This window comes from Desulfoscipio geothermicus DSM 3669 (assembly GCF_900115975.1).
GTDB classification, from domain to species: Bacteria; Bacillota; Desulfotomaculia; order Desulfotomaculales; family Desulfallaceae; genus Desulfoscipio; species Desulfoscipio geothermicus.
In genome coordinates, this window is record NZ_FOYM01000009.1 from 78,293 (window position 1) to 96,694 (window position 18,402).

15 protein-coding genes are annotated in these 18,402 nt (G+C 55.0%); 3 read left to right on the forward strand and 12 right to left on the reverse strand.

Annotation, left to right across the window (positions count from 1 at the left end):
* The first annotated feature begins 172 nt into the window (after window positions 1-172).
* Both mntA and hepT read left to right on the forward strand, forming a co-directional pair.
* Window positions 173-580 (forward strand): type VII toxin-antitoxin system MntA family adenylyltransferase antitoxin, encoded by a 408-nt coding sequence (gene mntA / locus BM299_RS07105; protein ID WP_092482774.1) that lies wholly within the window; start codon window positions 173-175, stop codon window positions 578-580.
* 5 nt (window positions 581-585) lie between these two features.
* Window positions 586-1,008, forward strand: coding sequence for a type VII toxin-antitoxin system HepT family RNase toxin (gene hepT / locus BM299_RS07110; protein WP_092482775.1), 423 nt, complete (start codon window positions 586-588; stop codon window positions 1,006-1,008).
* A gap of 79 nt (window positions 1,009-1,087) precedes the next feature.
* Here hepT and galE read toward each other — a convergent pair whose 3' ends face one another.
* Window positions 1,088-2,074, reverse strand: a complete 987-nt coding sequence (gene galE, locus BM299_RS07115; protein WP_092482776.1) for a UDP-glucose 4-epimerase GalE — start codon at window positions 2,072-2,074, stop codon at window positions 1,088-1,090.
* A gap of 343 nt (window positions 2,075-2,417) precedes the next feature.
* A complete protein-coding gene (locus BM299_RS07120) occupies window positions 2,418-3,908 on the reverse strand; it encodes a phosphoglucomutase/phosphomannomutase family protein (RefSeq protein WP_092482777.1) in 1,491 nt (496 codons plus the stop codon).
* 148 nt (window positions 3,909-4,056) lie between these two features.
* On the opposite strand from BM299_RS07120, the gene BM299_RS07125 reads away from it, so the two are divergent.
* Window positions 4,057-4,254 (forward strand): hypothetical protein, encoded by a 198-nt coding sequence (locus BM299_RS07125; RefSeq protein ID WP_092482778.1) that lies wholly within the window; start codon window positions 4,057-4,059, stop codon window positions 4,252-4,254.
* A gap of 155 nt (window positions 4,255-4,409) precedes the next feature.
* On the opposite strand, the gene BM299_RS07130 is transcribed toward BM299_RS07125, so the two are convergent.
* The 10 genes from BM299_RS07130 to BM299_RS07175 form a co-directional block, all read right to left on the reverse strand.
* A complete protein-coding gene (locus BM299_RS07130; RefSeq protein WP_092482779.1) occupies window positions 4,410-5,330 on the reverse strand; it encodes an SDR family oxidoreductase in 921 nt (306 codons plus the stop codon).
* Between the two features lie 167 nt (window positions 5,331-5,497).
* Complete coding sequence (galU, locus tag BM299_RS07135; RefSeq protein ID WP_092482780.1) at window positions 5,498-6,367, reverse strand: UTP--glucose-1-phosphate uridylyltransferase GalU; 870 nt, start codon at window positions 6,365-6,367, stop codon at window positions 5,498-5,500.
* 526 nt (window positions 6,368-6,893) lie between these two features.
* The gene (locus tag BM299_RS07140) at window positions 6,894-7,973 is read right to left on the reverse strand and encodes a glycosyltransferase family 4 protein (protein ID WP_245779683.1); all 1,080 of its coding nucleotides are present in this window, start codon (window positions 7,971-7,973) and stop codon (window positions 6,894-6,896) included.
* Between the two features lie 574 nt (window positions 7,974-8,547).
* Complete coding sequence (gene fabZ / locus BM299_RS07145) at window positions 8,548-8,991, reverse strand: 3-hydroxyacyl-ACP dehydratase FabZ (RefSeq protein ID WP_092482781.1); 444 nt, start codon at window positions 8,989-8,991, stop codon at window positions 8,548-8,550.
* 109 nt (window positions 8,992-9,100) lie between these two features.
* A complete protein-coding gene (gene csaB, locus BM299_RS07150; RefSeq protein WP_092482782.1) occupies window positions 9,101-10,240 on the reverse strand; it encodes a polysaccharide pyruvyl transferase CsaB in 1,140 nt (379 codons plus the stop codon).
* A gap of 154 nt (window positions 10,241-10,394) precedes the next feature.
* The gene (locus BM299_RS07155; RefSeq protein ID WP_165608219.1) at window positions 10,395-11,720 is read right to left on the reverse strand and encodes an LCP family protein; all 1,326 of its coding nucleotides are present in this window, start codon (window positions 11,718-11,720) and stop codon (window positions 10,395-10,397) included.
* A 191-nt stretch (window positions 11,721-11,911) separates the two neighbouring features.
* Complete coding sequence (locus BM299_RS07160; protein WP_092482784.1) at window positions 11,912-12,646, reverse strand: WecB/TagA/CpsF family glycosyltransferase; 735 nt, start codon at window positions 12,644-12,646, stop codon at window positions 11,912-11,914.
* Between the two features lie 176 nt (window positions 12,647-12,822).
* Window positions 12,823-16,137, reverse strand: coding sequence for an Ig-like domain-containing protein (locus BM299_RS07165; RefSeq protein WP_131820612.1), 3,315 nt, complete (start codon window positions 16,135-16,137; stop codon window positions 12,823-12,825).
* A gap of 183 nt (window positions 16,138-16,320) precedes the next feature.
* Window positions 16,321-17,424 (reverse strand): stalk domain-containing protein, encoded by a 1,104-nt coding sequence (locus BM299_RS07170; RefSeq protein WP_092482786.1) that lies wholly within the window; start codon window positions 17,422-17,424, stop codon window positions 16,321-16,323.
* 206 nt (window positions 17,425-17,630) lie between these two features.
* Window positions 17,631-18,152 carry a hypothetical protein gene (locus BM299_RS07175; RefSeq protein WP_245779684.1) on the reverse strand — a complete coding sequence of 174 codons (522 nt, stop codon included), beginning with the start codon at window positions 18,150-18,152 and terminating at the stop codon, window positions 17,631-17,633.
* Between the last annotated feature and the right edge of the window lie 250 nt (window positions 18,153-18,402).

Here is an 18,402-nt window from a genome sequence, read left to right on the forward strand (position 1 = left end):
TAAATTTCGAGAGAAAATGACTGCATCACACAGGAGAAACCGGTAGAAACACTGCACCTTATATTCAAAGCCACATCTTGCTAAACAATAGTTCCAAGAATATACTATGTATAAACGATTGCTAAAATTCAGGTGCTTCTTGATTGAGTAAAGCGCCAAGGGTAAATAAACTATGGATGTCATTATAGAAAAAATTATTCAATACTTTGCCGGCAACAATCAAATCTCAGCCGTTTACCTTTTTGGTTCCGCAGCTAAAAACTTGATGGGGCCAAAAAGTGATATTGATATTGCCGTGTTATTTGAAACAAAAGTAAAAAGTAAAATGAAACGGTTTGATTTTATACTTAGTGCCGGTATAGATCTGGAAAACATAGTTGGTCGCCCGTTTGATGTAGTGGATATTTTGGAGGCTCCCCTGGTATTACAGCACCAAATATTGAAAACGGGGAAACTACTGGTGGAAAACAACCGGTTGGCCAGAATAAACTTTGAGGTTAGTTCACGCAGGCAGTATTTTGATATGCTGCCCCTATATACGGCCAGGAACAAAAATATATTACAAAAATTCAGGGGGTAACACATATGGTTGAACAGGAGGTCATCAGAGAAAAACTAAAGTACCTGGCTGAATATATAGACGACTTGGAACAGGATATAACAATATCACTGGACGATTTTTTAAACGATAAAAAAATACGCAGGTATATAGAAAGAACACTGCACATGGCCATAGAATGCTGTTTGGACATAGGAAGCCATATCATTTCCTGCGAAAAACTGCGTGAACCGGAAAGTAACAAGGATATTTTTAATGTGCTGGCCGAGAATAATTATATCCCCCCAAAGAGCCTGACACAGCTGGGCAAAATGGCTCAATTCAGAAACCTTATCGTGCACAGCTATACAAAAATCGACCCGGAAATTGTGTATACGATCCTGAAACGCAACATAAAGGATCTTAAACAATTTGCCGGGCATATGCATAAACGGTTTCTGGAAAGTTAACACCATAAGCGATGTGCCACAAACACCTCCGGCAATCCCGCACAATGCGCGAAACAAATACCTGCCCTTTGCTGTTACCCTACCCCCCGTACCCCCGCGGGTGACCCCGGTGCCACTCCCAGGCGGTGCGTACAATTTCCTCCAGCTCGCCGTAGCGCGGCCGCCAGCCCAGGTCCCGCTGAATCCGCCCCGAACCGGCCACCAGCACCGCCGGGTCGCCCTCCCGGCGCGGGCCTTCCTCCACGACAAAGTCCACCCCCGTCACCCGGCGGGCCGTTTCCACCACCTCGCGCACCGAATGCCCCCGCTCGTTGCCCAGGTTGTACACGGCGGACGGGCCGCCGTCCCGCAGCGCCTCCAGCGCCAGTATGTGCGCCACGGCCAGGTCCGAAACGTGAATGTAATCCCGCACGCAGGTACCGTCGGGGGTGGGGTAGTCCGTCCCGTAGATAACTATTTTGTCCCGCTGCCCCAGGGCCGCCTGCATGACCAGGGGAATCAGATGCGTTTCCGGGTCGTGGTCCTCGCCGATACGGCCGCCCGGATCAGCGCCGGCGGCGTTGAAATAGCGCAGGGAAACATAGCGCAGACCGTACGCCCGCTCGTACCAGCGCAGAATTTGCTCCAGCATCAACTTGGTGCCGCCGTAGACATTCACGGGCTGCGCGGGGTGCGCCTCGTCAATGGGCGTGTACTCCGGCTCGCCGTACACCGCCGCCGTGGAGGACAGGATAAACCGCCGCACCCCCGCTTCCGCCAGCGCCGTCAGAAAATTAATCCCGTTACCCAGGTTATTTTGGCAATACTTGTCCGGCCTGGTCATGGACTCTCCCACCAGGCTGTCCGCGGCCAGGTGCACCACGGCACTGATCCCGTGTTCCCGCACCAACTCCTTGACCAGCGCCGCATCGCCGCAGTCACCCTGCACAAAGACACCGCCGGTTACAGCTTCCCGGTGGCCCTTGCTCAGGTTATCCAGCGTAACTACATGGTAATTTCTTTTTAACAGTTCCTTCACCACATGACTGCCTATATAACCGGCCCCGCCGGTCACCAGAATATTCATTTTGCCAACTCCCCTCCGCCGTGAAACCTTTGGTTAACCTCTTCAAAGATCATTTCTATCCTTAAATAAAAACATCCTCTGTTTTGTATCCAATTAATTCGCTTGAACAAAAAATACAATGGCACCACGCCGCCAACAAACTCCGGCACGTAAACCAGGGGATTATGTTGGTTGCCGGAAATGTGGGACCGCACCTGCTGGCCGACGTGGCCTGGCCGGCAGTGGCGGCCCTGGTCATGGTACCGCTGGCGCTGCACTTGCTGAAGCATATTTTGATCAAGTAAATGGAAAACCAGGGCTGAACCCTAAAGGATTCAAGCCCCGGCTTTTATTTGTTACGATGTTACTGCAACCCTACCATTTCCATGAGGTCCCGGCGTATTTGTTCAATCCTTTCCGGTTGTCCCGTTTCCACGTAAATCCGAAACAGCGGCTCGGTGCCCGAAGGTCGCACCAGCACCCACTCGCCGCCGGCCAGCACCAATTTGAGGCCGTCCAGGTCAACCCGCTCCGCCACCGGCACGCCGGCAAGTTCCGCCGGGCGCAGTTCCTGCAGTTTTTCCAGCACCTGCTGCTTTTGCTTGGGCGTGGTGCGCACGTCCAGGCGCTCGCTGTACAGCTTGCCGCCGTACTGCCGGGCCACTTCCTCCGCCAGATCCGCCAGGCTCTTACCATGCACAGCCACCATTTCCGCCGCCAGCAGGCCGGCCAGGATGCCGTCCTTTTCCGGGATGTGCCCCTTGATGGACAGGCCGCCGCTTTCCTCACCGCCCAGCACGCAATCTTTTTCCATAAGATTCTGACCGATGTACTTGAATCCCACCGGGGTTTCGTATACCGCTTGCCCGTGTTTGCGGGCAATGCGGTCCAGCATGTGGCTGGTGGCCACGGTGCGAGTGACGGGACCCACCAGCCCCTTTACCGTGATCAGGTGGTGATAAAGCAGAGGTAGAAACTGGTTGGGGGTTATGTAAACCCCGCCGGCATCTATAATGCCGAACCGGTCCGCATCGCCGTCCAGGGCCAGGCCCAATCGCCCCTCCTCTTCCTGGATCCACCGGCAAACTCCCGCCAGCGATTTACCCGTGGGCTCGGGCATGCTGCCGCCGAACAGCGGGTCACGGCTGCACCGGCATTCCTTTACCCTGGCCCGGGCTTTTTTGAGCAGCACGTCCAGGTAGCCCATGCCGCTGCCGTGCATGGCGTCCACCATTACTTCCATGTTGGCCCGGCCGATGGCTTCCATATCCACCAGTTGCTCCAGGTGCTCAAAGTATTCCGGCCGCGGGTCGATGATAATACGCTCGGCTATGTGCGGTTTTGTCGCATGGGCCGCCGGGGCCGGGGCACCGGTATGCCCCGGTTTAAAGGCCAGTTCCACCGCGGCCTCCTGGTTAAGAACCCGGACACCGCCGACATCCTGCAGGCGCATGACGTTTTCCTCAATGGCGCGAGTGATGTGCGGCAGCGCCGGGCCGGCGTAATCCGGTATGAATTTGAACCCGTTGTATTCCGGCGGGTTGTGGCTGGCCGTAAGCATCACCGCCCCGGCGGCATCATGCACCTTTACAGCAAAGGCGGTCACCGGGGTGGGCAGCGGGCCGCCTGACAAGTATACTTTTATGCCGTTTTGAATCATTACGTCCGCCACGGTGTCGGCAAACCGGTCGGACAAAAAGCGGTTGTCATAGCCCACCACTATGCCCCGGTGCGCCATGTTCCGGTCGTTGATGTAATCCGCCACCGCCTGGGAAACAACGCGCACGTTTTCAAAGGTGAAATCGTCCGCGATGATGCCCCGCCAGCCGTCAGTGCCGAATTTTATTCTTCTCAATTTACCAGTCCCCCATGTTTTTGTTTATTATAAATATGGCAGGTGATACATTTTTTACTATATACAGGCATATAAATGATACAAAATTTATTTTTCCTAGGCCATGTTTATTTATACATTTTTCGCCAGGGACGGGAGAGGGTAATTGATGGGTAAAGCTTTATTGTCACAGGCAATCAAATTGGAGGATGTCCGGCGGCAGGATATGTACCGGCGCTATCTGGCTCAACAGCAAAAAGGGGACAGGCTACTTTTCCAGGAAAATAAAGGTAATAGAAAAGGGGAAGAAGGGGGTTCGAGGTTGGGGGCAGGGGAAAAAGGGGACTGGCTCCGATTCGTTCAGTAAATCGGTGTGAAAAAAAGGGTACAGACAGCGATTCGTTTTGTGAACCGGTGCCTGTACTTTTTTTCCGGGGGAGGGGTTTTTAGGTGTGGGTAAAAGGGGACAGGCTCCATTTTCAAAAGACGAAAATGGTGCCTGTCCCCTTTTACCCGGCTTTATTACCGGGGCGCGTGCTTGCTGTATTCCACCAGCGACCGCAGGCCGTCCGCCAGTTCCCGGGCGGCCCGCCACTGCAGGCCGGCGGCGGCACGTTCGTCCAGGTAGCTGTGTTCAATATCGCCGGGGCGGGGCGGACAGTATTCGGGCTCGATATCGCTGCCCGTGATTTGCCGCAGGATTGCAAACAATTCGTTCACCGAGGTGGGGATGCCGGTACTGACGTTGTAAATGCCGCCGCTGCCCGCGTTTAAGGCGGCCAGGTTGGCTTCCACCACGTCTTGCACAAAAATGAAATCCCGGGTTTGCTTGCCGTCCCCGAATATCCGGGGTCGCTCGCCCCGCAAAAGCCGGTCGGTAAAGATGGCCACCACGCCGCCCTCCCCGGAGGCGTCCTGCCGGGGGCCGTACACGTTGGCGTAGCGCAGCACGGTGTAGTCCAGGTCGTAGAGGGCGTGGTAGAGCGCCAGGTAGTGCTCCACGGTATGCTTGGACACGCCGTAGCCCGAAAGGGGTTGCAAGGGGTGTTCCTCGTCCACGGGCAGGTAGCGGGGATTGCCGTACACCGCCGCTGAAGAGGCGTAGACTATTTTTTTGACGCCACAGGCCCGACAGGCTTCCAGCAGATTAATGGAGCCGGTGATGTTGACGGCGGCGTCGACCGCCGGGGCGTTGATGCTGGTCTGCACGTCTACCTGGGCCGCCTGGTGAATGACGTAGTCGGGCCTTTCGGCCTGCAAGGTTTCCCGGACAAATTTTTCATCCCGCAGATCACCATGATAAAAGTTGACCCGGGGGTCTATGTTTTCAAAACGCCCGGTGGAGAGATTGTCCAGTACGCCGGTACGGGCTCCCCGGGCGATCAGCGCGTCCACAATATGGGAGCCGATAAAGCCGGCCCCGCCAGTTACCAGTACTTTCATTAACTTCCTCCGTAATCTAGCTCATTGAAGTTTATTTTATTGACTATCGCTAATCTTATTCTACTCCCGTTCCATTATTTCACAGGCCCAACCGGTGTCACCGGCACTGGCTGATACTTTACTGATATTTCGCTCATACCCAATCCTAGCTGGTTATAAATGACCGGTTATTTCTTGCCCACCGTTTCCTCCAGGTAAAGGCGGAACTGTTCCGCCAGATCGGGGCGGGCGAGGGCGTATTCCACCATAGCCTTGAGATAACCCAGTTTATCGCCCACGTCATAGCGCGTACCCTCGAATACCAGACCGTACATGGCTTTTTGCCCCGCCAGTTCCTTCAGGGCGTCGGTGAGCTGGATTTCCCCGCCGGCGCCGGGTTTGGTGCCCGCCAGGATGTCGAACACGCCGGGCTCGATTATATAGCGACCCATGATGGCCAGGCGGGAGGGGGCCGCTTCCGGGGTGGGTTTTTCCACCAGGTTGTGGATCCGGTATATGTTTTGCCGCACTTGTTCCGCGTCCAGTATGCCGTACTTGCTTACGTCCGCCGGCGGGACTTCCTTGACGCCGATGACGGAGGTTTGCACTTCCTCGTACAGCTCCATCATCTGCCTGAGACAGGGCACTTCGCTGCGGACGATATCGTCGCCCAGCAGCACGGCAAAGGGCTCGTTACCCACAAACCGGCGGGCGCAGTAGACGGCGTGGCCCAGCCCCTTTGGTTCCTTCTGGCGCACATAATGGATTTCGGCCAGGTTGCCTATTTTTTCCACGATCTTCAGCAAATCTTCTTTACCCTTGCTGCGCAGGTGATCTTCCAGGCCGGTGGATTTGTCGAAGTGGTCTTCGATGGCCTTTTTGTCCCGGCCCGTGATAATCAGTATATCTTCAATGCCTGAACTTACCGCTTCTTCGATTATGTATTGGATGGTGGGTTTATCCACGATGGGAATCATTTCTTTGGGCAATGCCTTGGTGGCCGGTAAAAACCGCACCCCCAGGCCGGCCGCCGGTATAACCGCCTTTTTGATCCGCAAAATCTCTCCCTCCCAGGTTCCAGAGCCGGGTTTTATTTTAACCTACGTAATTGCACCCACCCTGCTCGCAATAATTATTCATTTCCCCTTGAAAAGTCTGTATTGAGGGTTTCGTTTAATTTCTGGGTTGCGACTCGCCCTTATAATTGTATGAACTCGCTCGCCCTCGGGCGCCGGGGAACTCGCGCCCTGCGGGCGCTCAAACATGCACCGGCGCTTATCCTCGGGCTCACTCGTAATAAAGACCAGGAACTAATTAAAGACTTTCACCGCAACGGCTACTCAAAGAGATGTCCTATAGACAAGTCGTTCATTGCCGTTGCCGTACTCATATGCAACCCTCCAATTAACACAAAACCCCTCAGAAATCGAGTTTTTCAGGAGGTCTACTTACGTTTAAATTCGAGTTTAACCTAAAAATTCCTTTGTAGGAAGCAGTGTTTTTCCTGGTGGGTAGGAAAAAGAGGACAGGCAGATTCTCAAAATCAAAAAAATCAGCCTGTCCCCTTTTTTAGAGTTTCTTATCTCAACGTTGTTGGTAGTCGTCTGTTATGCTGTAGCCTGCCTTGCGGGTTCGGCCCAGTACGCCCACCCGGTCGGCCAGGTAGATTACCACCACCGCCAGCACCACAAGCAGCACCAGGGCTTGATCGTTGCTGATCAAGTTCAGCACCACGGCGTTCAGCCCCAGAAAGCCGCTCAGGGCATATATGGCCAGCACCGTCTGTCGGTGGCTAAGGCCCATGGCCATGAGCTGGTGGTGCAGGTGTTCACGGTCGGGCTTAAAAATGGGCCGGTGTTTGTGATAACGCCGGATCACCGCGAAAAAGGTATCCAGCAGGGGCACCCCCAGGATGACCAGGGGGATAATCACCGACACCGCCGTGGCGCTTTTGGTCAGGCTCATGATAGCCATTACCGACAGAGTGAAGCCCAGGAACAGCGAGCCCGTGTCACCCAGGAATATTTTGGCCGGGTGAAAATTATGCTTCAGGAAACCGGCCACCGCGGCCACCAAAGTCAGCGCCAGCATAATTGTTTCCAGCATACCGGGAATGCCGTACAGATGCCACTGGGTCCAGGCCACCGCGGCCATGGTCAGGGCGGCAATGGATGAAACACCGCCGGCCAGACCGTCCAAGCCGTCGATCAGGTTGACGGCATTGGTCACCGCCACTATCCAGAAAACCGTCAGCGGGATACTGAAAGCGCCCAAAAACAGCATGTCGCCCGTTAACGGGTTGGTTATATAATAAATTTGCACGTCAAACGGTATTATCGTCGCCAACGCAGCAATTACCTGCCCGGCAAGTTTGACCCGCGGGGACAGGCCCCGTATGTCGTCCAGCGCCCCCACCAGCAGTATCACCGTGGCGCCGGTGAGCAACCCCCATACCTGCGGAGTCAGATCGCGAAATAACAGCACTGCCACTATAAAGGCCAGGTAAACGGCCAGTCCACCCATGCGCGGCATGACTCCGTTATGCACCTTGCGCGGGTCGGGTTTATCCAGGGCGCCCACTTTGAACGCCAGGACCCGCACCCACGGAGTTATCGCATACCCCAGTACCATGGCCAGCACCGGGGCCATTATGTACTTTTCCACTCTTACCCCTCCAGCCGTGTAAAATCGGCTACAGACAAACTCAATGATATTTTATCACCAGCGGCGGCAGTTACACAAAGAGCAGATAACGGCAATATTCGGGCAATTTCACAAAATAGCTACTATTTGCGCCAGGCTTGTACCTCCGTCCCCACAAAACGCTGTTTTACCTCATTTTGGGAGTAGGAAGAGGTAAAAAGGGGACTGGCTCCAATTCGTTTTGTGAATCGGTGCCTCCCCTGAAAAAAGCATGTCCGACGCAGGGCGGGTTGTTCCCCGCAAGTGATGTATCGGAGCGTCGGTAACGGGACTTGGTGAAGCTGAGGTTGCCGAATTGGCGGGACGAATCGCGCAGAAACCACTGGCATAGCTGGAATAGAGGAAGCAACTGTTAATAAATTACCAAGTATAACTACCCGTTCTGCGCATTATGCAGGACCGCCAAATTCGGCCCGAAGCGACCTTAGTCCCGTCGACGCGGAGATTTGCAAGCGCAGCGGGGAACACCCCCCCCCGCACAATTTTCAATTCCCTGATTGTGCCGCGCAGGCGGCATGGGCGTCTGTCCCCTTTTTTACTCTCTGTCCACTATTGCAAACATCAGCTCGGCTTCGGCCACCAGGTCTTCCCCCACCCGGGCGGTGGCCTTGCTCTTGCCCAGGTTGCCGCGCATGCGGGTGAGTTCCGCCTCCAGGCGCAGCACGTCTCCGGGCACTACCTGGCGCCGGAAGCGCGCTTTGTCGATGCCGGCGAACAAAGCCAGCTTACCGGCAAAGTCCGGCGTTTGCAGTACCGCCACCGCGCCCACCTGGGCCATTGCTTCGATAATCAGCACCCCCGGCATTACCGGGTGGCCGGGGAAATGGCCCTGGAAAAAAGGCTCGTTGACGGTAACATTTTTAATGCCCACCGCCCGCACGCCGGGCACCACTTCCTCAATGCGATCCACCAGCAAGAACGGGTACCGGTGGGGCAGTATTTCCATGATTTGTTTAATATTCAGTTGTTCATTGGACACGCTCAACACCTCCGGGGTCAGACTTAAACTTGATTAAACTAACTTTGATACATAACACCATGATTGACATTCTTATGCTTTTCGATCATCTTTCAACAAATCGCAACATTCAACACCCGGCACCGGGAGCGGGAGTTAGGATTTCCCGCACGATTTCCGCCGTGCGCTCGGCTGCGCAGCGCAGTTCCGCCACCCGCCGGGTCATTTTTGCTTGCACTTGCCCGCGGTTGGCCAGATAAGACCGGGCCAGGGCGGCCAGGGCGTCACCTTCGATTTCTTCGGGCCGCCCGGCGGGGGGCAGTTCGATCCGCCGCAAAAACCGCTCCACCTTGGGGTCGTAGACAATACCCACCGGCGGCACACCGCACACTGCGGCGAAAATTAACGCGTGCAGGCGCACGCCCACCAGCAGGTCCAGGTTGCCCACCAGGGAGATCATTTGCGGCACGTTTAATTTCTCACTGATGATCACGTGCGGCTCGCGCATGGCTGCGGCCACTTCCCGGGAAACCACCAGGTCCGCCGGGCTGTGCATGGGTACGAATACTACGGTGCGTCCCGCCCGGGCCAGCCGATCGCAGGCCCGGGCCAGCTCCATTTCCCAGGCGGCCGGGCCGGGCAGCGGGCGTACCGAAACACCCACCACCCCCGTACCCGGAGTCACCCCGTAGCAGCTTAGAATCTTTGCTCCCACGGTCAGGTCGACATCTCCGGGCTGCAGTCCCAGCACCGGGTCGGCGGTGACCTCGACGGGCTGCCGCACCCCCATGGCGCGCAGGTCGCGCAGGGATTCTTCATCCCGGACGGTAACGGCCCGCACCCCGCGGGTGGTCAGCCCCACCAGCCGCCGCCCGGCGCCGCTGTTCACCGGGCCGATCCCCTGGGCGTAGTATACCACGGGCCGGCGCAGCAGGCGGGCCAGCCAGATCACGCCCAGGTAATAAAGCAAGCTTTTCGGGCCGGTGACGTCCTGCAGCAGGCTCCCCCCGCCGCTGACCAAGAGGTCGGCGTCCCGGAGGGCCCGAGCCACTTCCCGCACGTCCCAGCGATCCACCGCCCGCACACCGTAATCCCGCGCGGTTACGGGCGGGTCATTGGAAAGCACGGTGACCGCCAGGTCCGGCATGACGCGGCGCAGGGTGCGCAGCATGCTGTAGAGCACGGCCTCGTCCCCCAGGTTATTGAAACCGTAGTAGCCGGAAATGACTATTTTTTTATGTGCAACGCTGGTTGCGGAAATATCGTTCATAAGGATAATATATCAAAAATTTGTTAAAATAGAAACAACCCCCGACCGGGCGGCCGGGGGAAAGCGGTATTTCAGGATGCTGCCATGCAAGCTTTAGGAAATTTTACGCCGGGTACGCTGCAAATCGCAACATTTTCAACACCCGGCACCAAAGCTATGGATTGATGATGATCTGAACGTGATTGCTGTCCACGGGCAAGGTTTCTTCTATTTGCACCGCCGTGTTGATGCCGGACTGTGCCTTGCTCCGGGATACGGGTTCCTGGTCTTGGGTGCTATGCCCGTTATTGTTAAGCTCCACCGCCGGCGCTTGATCGCCGGTTGCATTGTCCACCGGCGTCGATTCCTCGCCACCGGCGGGTTTATCTACAGCGGGTTGGCTTTCAGCCTTTGTTGACTTGCCGGCGAGCTGCCGGTTTTCGGCGGCGGGGGTGGTCCCAGCGGCCCCGTTATCAACCTCGGGCTGGGAAGTTTTCTTGGGTTGCTCCATGGCCACCTGCTTTTCAGTGTTCCTGTTTATGGCCCCATGTACCACGTCCACTACTTTGCCCTCTTCAAAAAGGGCCGTGGCCACCTGCCGAGCGTCCTGCGGGTCTACATACCAGTAGCTGACCCCGTTTTCATCCAGGAACCAGCCCGGCATGGTCTGTGACACCAGTTGCACGCTATCCAGGTTGCTGCCCGCCAGGGCAAATGCTATCATTTGCTTCAGGCCCATGTTGGTATCTACGTTTTTATAAATCTCCGGGATGAGTTTGGGCAGCTTGGTAACCACCGAGGGCTTCATCACTTCTTCCCCGATGGCCGTCAGCAGCTTGAGCTGCCGCTGGGTGCGGGTAATATCCCCCAAAGCGTCGTGGCGGTAGCGAGCGTACATCAGAGCTTTCGTGCCATCCAGCCTTTGCACGCCTTTTTGCAAGTTAATGTCGTAAGCACCGCCATAGGCATCTTCATGGTAATACATAGGTTTTTCCACTTCCAAAGTCACGCCCCCCAGGGCGTCCACGATACCCTTGAAGCCGTTGAAATTGGTGATAATATAGTAATCCACCGGCACGCCGGTCAGCTTCGACACCACATCCATGGCCATTTCTGGTCCACCGTATAAATTAGCGGCATTGATCTTGTTCACCCCGTGACCGGGCAGGTTGACCTTGGTATCCCGCGGGATGGAAAGGAGTGAAATCCGGTTATCCTCATTGTTGATGTTGGCTAAAATCATGGTGTCGGTGCGCTGGCTCCGGTCGCTCTCACGCTCATCCACACCCATCATCAGCACGTTTACGCCGGGCAGTTTGGTTAAATCTTGTTCCGATTCCCGGCCCCGCGCCTTTGCCGTATTGTTACCGGTATCGGTAAACAAGGGCCACAGCAGGTTGTTGGCCGCCGCAAAGCCGCCGGCAAATAACCCCACCAACACCAGCAGGAAGACAACAAAACGCATTTTTCTTTTCAGTCTTCTTTTTCTTCTTCCGGTCATAATTGCTACAGACCTCCCTTCTACCGTCAAGGGCAGTACTTGCATAATGTCCGCGCTGTCAAACGAGATGAGACAATCTCAAGGAACATAATACATCTTTTGATTAGTTCATTCAACCGCTTTATATCATATTTGGGCAATCCGGTTTTGCAACAACTCACCTAAAATGCGACTTTCAACAATTACAACTTTCAACACCCGGCACCACGGTAGGTCTTAAGTACCAACCAGGCGAATTTGGGCAATACCAGCATACGCCGCCAGCGGGAGGGCTCGCGGATGAGCCGCCCCAGCCATTCGATTTTCAAGCGCTGCATCCAGCGGGGCGCCCGGGTTACCCGACCGGCGATCACGTCAAAGCTGCCGCCCACGCCCATGGCCGTCACATTGCCGATACGTTCGATGTTGCGGTCGATCCACTTCTCCTGGGCGGGCGCCCCCAGGGCCACAAACAGCAGCTGCGGGGCGGTCTTTTTTATGTCCTCGACAATACGCTGTTCCTCGTCCGGTTTGAAATACCCGTGGTGAGTGCCCGCCACCTGCAGTCCCGGGTGGCGGCGGCGTAAATTTTCCGCCGCTTCTTCGGCCACCCCCGGGGCGGCCCCCAGCAGGTACACTTTCCACCCCTCGGCGGCCGCCCGCCGCACCAGGCGCAGCATCAGGTCGATGCCGGTCACCCTTTCCGGAAACGGCGTGCCGGCCACCCGCCCGGCCCAGACGATGCCCTCACCGTCGGCGGTCACCAGGTCGGCCTTATGCACCAGTTCCAGCAGGTCAGGTTCCCCCAGCACGGCCCGGTACAGATATTCCGGGTTCAGTGTAATGATGCGGCGCGCCCCCCCGCCACGGACCAGTTCAGCTACCCGCTCCTCGGCCTGCGCCATGGTCAGGCGGTCCACCGGGGCTTTCAAAAGCGTTACTTTCACTTACAATCACCTGGTATATATTTTTCTACACCGCTGTTAACCACACCTTTAGTAAATTTATACAAGAACCCGCAAATCATAGAAGAAACATTTTTTATAATAATGACGAAATGCCGGGGTAAATTGTTCCCTAAATTTATTATCACTCTTCGCCGGTGTCCCCACAAAAAGCCCGCCTATAGCAGCCCTGCCAGTTTCATCAAACGTTTAACCGCAACGACGGCCTGGGCGCGGGTAGCTGTTGCGCCGGGCGCCAAAATGTTTTCGGCAACGCCCCTGACAATATCCGCCTTGACCGCCACCGCAACTTCGTCCACAGCCCAGGCGCTGATGGCAGCACGGTCGTTGAACCTGGACAGCAATGCGGCGCGTTCCGGCGGCGTAACCGCTACCCGGTGACCGGCCGCCCGCAGCGCCCTGACAACCAGCGCCGCCATCTGCTGGCGGGTGATCGGCTCGCCGGGTCGAAAGGCGCCGTCATCAAAGCCGCTGACCAGGCCGGCCCGGCCGGCCGCCGCAATAGTTCCGTAATACCAAGCCCCGCGCCTGACGTCGCCAAACCACCCTCCGTTATTGCCCACTTCCGGAATACCCAACGCCCGGACAAGCAAGGCAGTAAACTCGGCGCGGGTAATTGCCCGGTCCGGGGCAAAATTGCCGTTTGCGTCTCCCCTGATAATGTCGATGCCGGCCAGCATCTCGATATCTTTTTGGGCCCAGTGCCCCTGGATGTCAGCAAAAGTTATTACTTGCCGGGGAACCTGTTTATATTGGGCTTGCCCGGAGCTTGTTCCACTATTATCATCGTCCGTCCCACCATTTCCACCCGGCGACGGATCATCCGGGTCGCTTCCATTTTGCTCATCATTATTATTATCATTATCGCTCCCGCTATCGGGCGGTTGCTGCGGCTGCTCCACCATCTCTTCAACAATAATAAAGGTTACCGCAACCTCCCCGCTGCCGTTTCCCGCCCGGTCCACGACAACGCCGGCGGGGATATGCAGGGTGTACTCACCGCCGTTCGCCAGGGGCGAATGGGTCACGGCAAGGGTCGCGGCCGCTGTATCAAGGGCCGCTTGCAGGTTATATTCCGCGCTGACATCGGCACCCGTGGAACAGTCCACCAGGTGGACCGCCTCCAGGTTAGCGGCCGCCACCGGTTCATCAAAAACAACGCTGAAAGGCGCGCCCGGCGCCACATCCCGCGCCCCGTCCCCCGGGTTGGTATGCATAATGCCCGGGGCAGTAAAATCAAGGGTATACTCAACCTGAATACCCGGCGACAAATTGCCGGAGCCGTCCACCGCCCGGATAAAAGCCATATAATCACCGTCCAGGCCGGCCGGAACCTGGTACGCAAATGCAAAGTTCGGCGCCTGCCCGGTAATTTGGGCGTTGTTCCAGGTTTCTATCGACGTCCAGGCATTCCCGGCATCGTCCCAGTAAACATCTTCGGCCACTGAACGAACAGCAACTTCCACTGCCGCCAAGTGCTTTTCATAGACCGCGCCGGACACAGTGACCGGACCGTTATACAGGCCGCCGGCCGAAGGTTGGGCAACAACCGGTTCCGGCGGTGTGGTGTCTGGCGCCTCGCCGGTGGTAAAACTCCAGGCAATATCCGCCCGGGTAGCGTTGCCCACCGCGTCCCGCACGGAGCCGGCCGGTACGGTCACAATATATGTTATGTGTTCATTCAGGCCATCGAGATTAATACTCAGGGTGCTGCCGCTAATGATACCGCTGCAGGGCACTGCCGCCCCGCCCGCCGCAGTAACAGTAATACCGCCCCAATTAGCGTCTGCATAAACAGGCTCAGTAAATTCCACGGTTATAACGGTGTTCAGGGAAACTCCTTCGGCCCCGTCGCCCGGAGTTTTCTCCACAACGCCGGGCGGCTCCAGGTCCGGAGCCGGTTGAATTGTCAGGCTTACTTCATGATACAGCGCCTGCGTGCCGTCATTTGCCTCAAGGGCAAAAGCATATGTGCCAATTTCCCCGGGTGTGCCGTGAACATACCGGCCCTCGGCCAGTTCCAGGCCATCCGGCAGCCCCCCGCTGTAAACGGACCACTGGCAGGCACCGCTGCTGCCCTGCTCCGGCAATTCCGCAAGGTAATCCAGGCCAAGATACCCGTCAGGCAGAGCCGGAGCGACAATCGAAAGCGGCGGGGCAATCTCCGTACCGTCAACCGGCCCCACCAGCCAGGGCGCAAAGTCAACGTTTCCCACGACTGTATCGCCGTAGTTAACACCACTTGCAGAGGGGCCATGAGGATTATTCCAATAATTCAACCTCGCGTCTACCGGGTTTGTACCGTCGCTAACCAGGCCAACCCCGTTATACACAATGTTGTTCCACTGCACCGTTACCGCGGCCCCGCCCTCGCAGGCCCCCAGCCTTACAGCGGAACCAGAGTTGCCGGATAAATCGTTTTTCTGTATAAAAATGTCGCCGTCGTTGATTTCATCTATAAAAATCCCGTCAGTACAGCCGGATACAGTATTATTTTCTATATAAACCGCGCCTCCCTGCATCCCGGTCACCTGCACTCCGTAAACCGCCCCGCTTACGGTAAATCCCGTTATCCGGAGGATTTTATCCACGCCGGGCGCCGGCCGGAGGTTGAAGCCGCTGCCGGCGGCGGGCTGAATTACCGTTTTATCCCGCCCGTGCAGAGAAATAACTATAACATTCTTATCCACTGTAATATTTTCCGTGTAAGTGCCGTCGTGGACAACTACGCTGTCCCCGTGCATGGCCATGGACATGGCTCCAGCCACAGTTCCATAGGGGTTGGACTCCGTCCCGTCCCCGGCGGCATCGCTGCCTGCGGTTGAAACATGAAACTCCCGGGCCGGCCTGGTGGTAAAGTGAAAAACAACTGCATTATTGGGGTTGCCGGCCCGGTCGTGAACCGCGCCGGCGCTGATTTCCACCGTATATTCGGTCCCGCAGACCAGGTAATTACCGTGATTAATAATTAGCTTGTTAAAATCAATAGTCTTTTGGATACCACTTACCACTTGATTGCTGTCGCTGTCACGAACAGTAATTTGGTCAAATTGATCTCCCTCGAGAATCTTTTCTGAAAAAGCAACTTCGATCAGTGGTTGTGTATCAAATGAAACCCCGCTTGCACCATTGGCGGGCACAGTGAATGAAAGTACGGGCTTAATACCGTCCACATAAGCCGTGGCAGAAAGATCATCATATTGGCCGTTGCCGTCGGCGTCATATTTTACCGTTATTTGACCATTATTCCCCACGCCGAGGATATCACTGTCGTCGTCAGATCCCGCTCCGGGTTCGGACAGCGTGAAAACGCCGCAATATTCACCGGGAGAAATTTGCTCCAGATTCACGTAAATAGGCAGGCTCACAAAGCTTCCGGCCTGCACAACGACAATACTTTCCGTGCAGTCCGGGTCATTCAGAATAACGGTCACTGTCGCTCCGGGCATGTAATCGGAAGAATCCAATGTCATCTCTGCACTTCCCCCCGCCCGCGCAGCCCCCGCCGGCAAAAAACAAAGCCAAAACGCCGCTAATACCAAGCCAATTATAAAAAACTTTCTTTTCGGGCTGGACACCCTTTTAACCTCCCGTACAACTTTTGGCACAGGCTGTGTTCTAAAACAAAAAACAACCTGTCCCCTAAACACACGCAGCTAGCTCAATTCCCCGCTGTCCACGTCGTACTCAAAATTATCCAGCAACTGGTTATTTTCGTCGTAGAAATACACGTTAACCGTTTCCACGTCCACACCGGCATCATCATCAAAGATATCGACAATGTCATCGCAAATATCTTCCACATCGTTTTCCTTATCACTGTCGCTTATATCCGACCACCGGCTGGAAGCATCACTGTCTTCCGCGTCCAAATAAACAACAACCTCTTCATCTTCCTCATCGCAATTAACATAAGATACCGCAAAGTCCAGGTTATCCACGGAGTACCTGTCCCCGTCGAGGGAATCCTCAACATCTTCGATGTCCGAACCGCCGCGGTAATCTTCATCCTCAAAATCCACATCCAGATCATCATCGCCGTCTTTTTCGAAATCCACCAGCACATCATCGCTGTCGGTGTCAATGATTACCCCGGTTACCTCGGTATCATCATCCAGTTCGTCCTGGATGTCCGCCACCAGATCCTCGAGCCAGTCTTCTATATCGTTGTCGTTCAAGTCATTCCACTCATCGTCGTAATCGCCGAGGTCCACTTCTATTTCCACTTCCACTTCGTCTTCGTCCCCGTCAAGCGTAATGTCGTCTATTTCCACATCCTCCAGCGTGTCGTAGTCGTCCAGGAGTTCATCCTCCAGGTCATCCAAGTCCTCCCCGGCGGCCTTTTCCTGCTCAAGTTGTTTTTCCAGTTCGGCAACCCGCGCTTTTAAAGTCGTAATTTCCTGGTCCTTTTGTTTTACCTGCGTCATCAAGCTGATTACCTGCGCGGAAGATTTACTGCTGATGTTGACGGTTTTGGTCTGCCCCTGCCAGTTTACATAACAATCCAAAGCCTCGCCCGCCAGCCGCAAAGGCACATAAGTAACGCCGTTCAACATAAAAGGTTCCTGGGACGGCAATATACTGACAGCCTTGCCGTCCACAACCAGTTTAATGTCACTGTAGTTGACCTTCACCTGTTTGGTGGCCACGGAAGCCTCGGCGAAACCAGCCGCCGCGATTGTCAGTACCAGTACGAACAGCAGCGTTAAAAACCTCTTGGAAATCGCAAACACCCCCATAATTTTTTTAGTTAACTGCATATATGACGAATAACATTGGCAACTTGTTCCTTAAAAAAAGGGGAAAAAGGGGACAGGCTACTTTACATGGAAATTTATACAAGCAAAAGGGGACAGGCTACTTTAATTGCCATTTTATGGTGAAAAAAATAAGAATGCTTCTTATCGCTTTATACCGCACTTTGTTTGTTATTTTCCCCCAATATACATCCTGTCCCCTATTTCGTTTATTTCCAAGCGCCGGCCTGGCGGAACAAGCGAGCCGCCCAGAGAAAAGCATTCTCGTAAACCGTATCCTTATCAATTGGCTGCAAAACGGCCACCTGCCTGATTCTTTCATGCACTTGCTCCAGGCCCACCAGTTCCACGGGCAGCCCCTCTTTCCCGGCTGCGGCCACGGTATCGGAAACATATTTATTGGGCGGGATAAAGCACCATATTTCATATACATAACGATATTTAATGCTGCTCATATGTTCTGCAAACTCGGCATAACGCTGGATTTCTTCCACTACTCTCCTTACCCTGCGCAATCTGGTTTGAGGTTTTTGCCCCTCGGTAAAATGATAGGTGCTGGAAAAATCCATCCCGTAATATTCGCCGGGCTTGTGGGCCAAAGCCACCACCGGCACGATATTTCCACCAGGTAAATCCAGGCTTACTGTACAACCTTTAACCAATTCATAATAAGCCAGAATAAATCCCCGCTCTATATCCGCTTTCAGGTATTTGGGCAATTTTTTTCTCACGCTTCCCACATCCAATTATAAAATAAGGTTTTTTAAATTAATGTGGCTAAAACTTTAATAATACTATTCGAGTCCTTTTTGCGCCAGGAGATACTGAAACTTTTGAAACCTTTCGGCGGCTTTCACCCCGGGATGCCAAATGAAAATTGCATAATATCCCCAGAACTGCGCATATAGAGGCGTGCTAAGGGTGGCCCGATGTCACCTGAACAAATTTCAAATTATTTCCAAGAAAAGTAGCCTGTCCCCT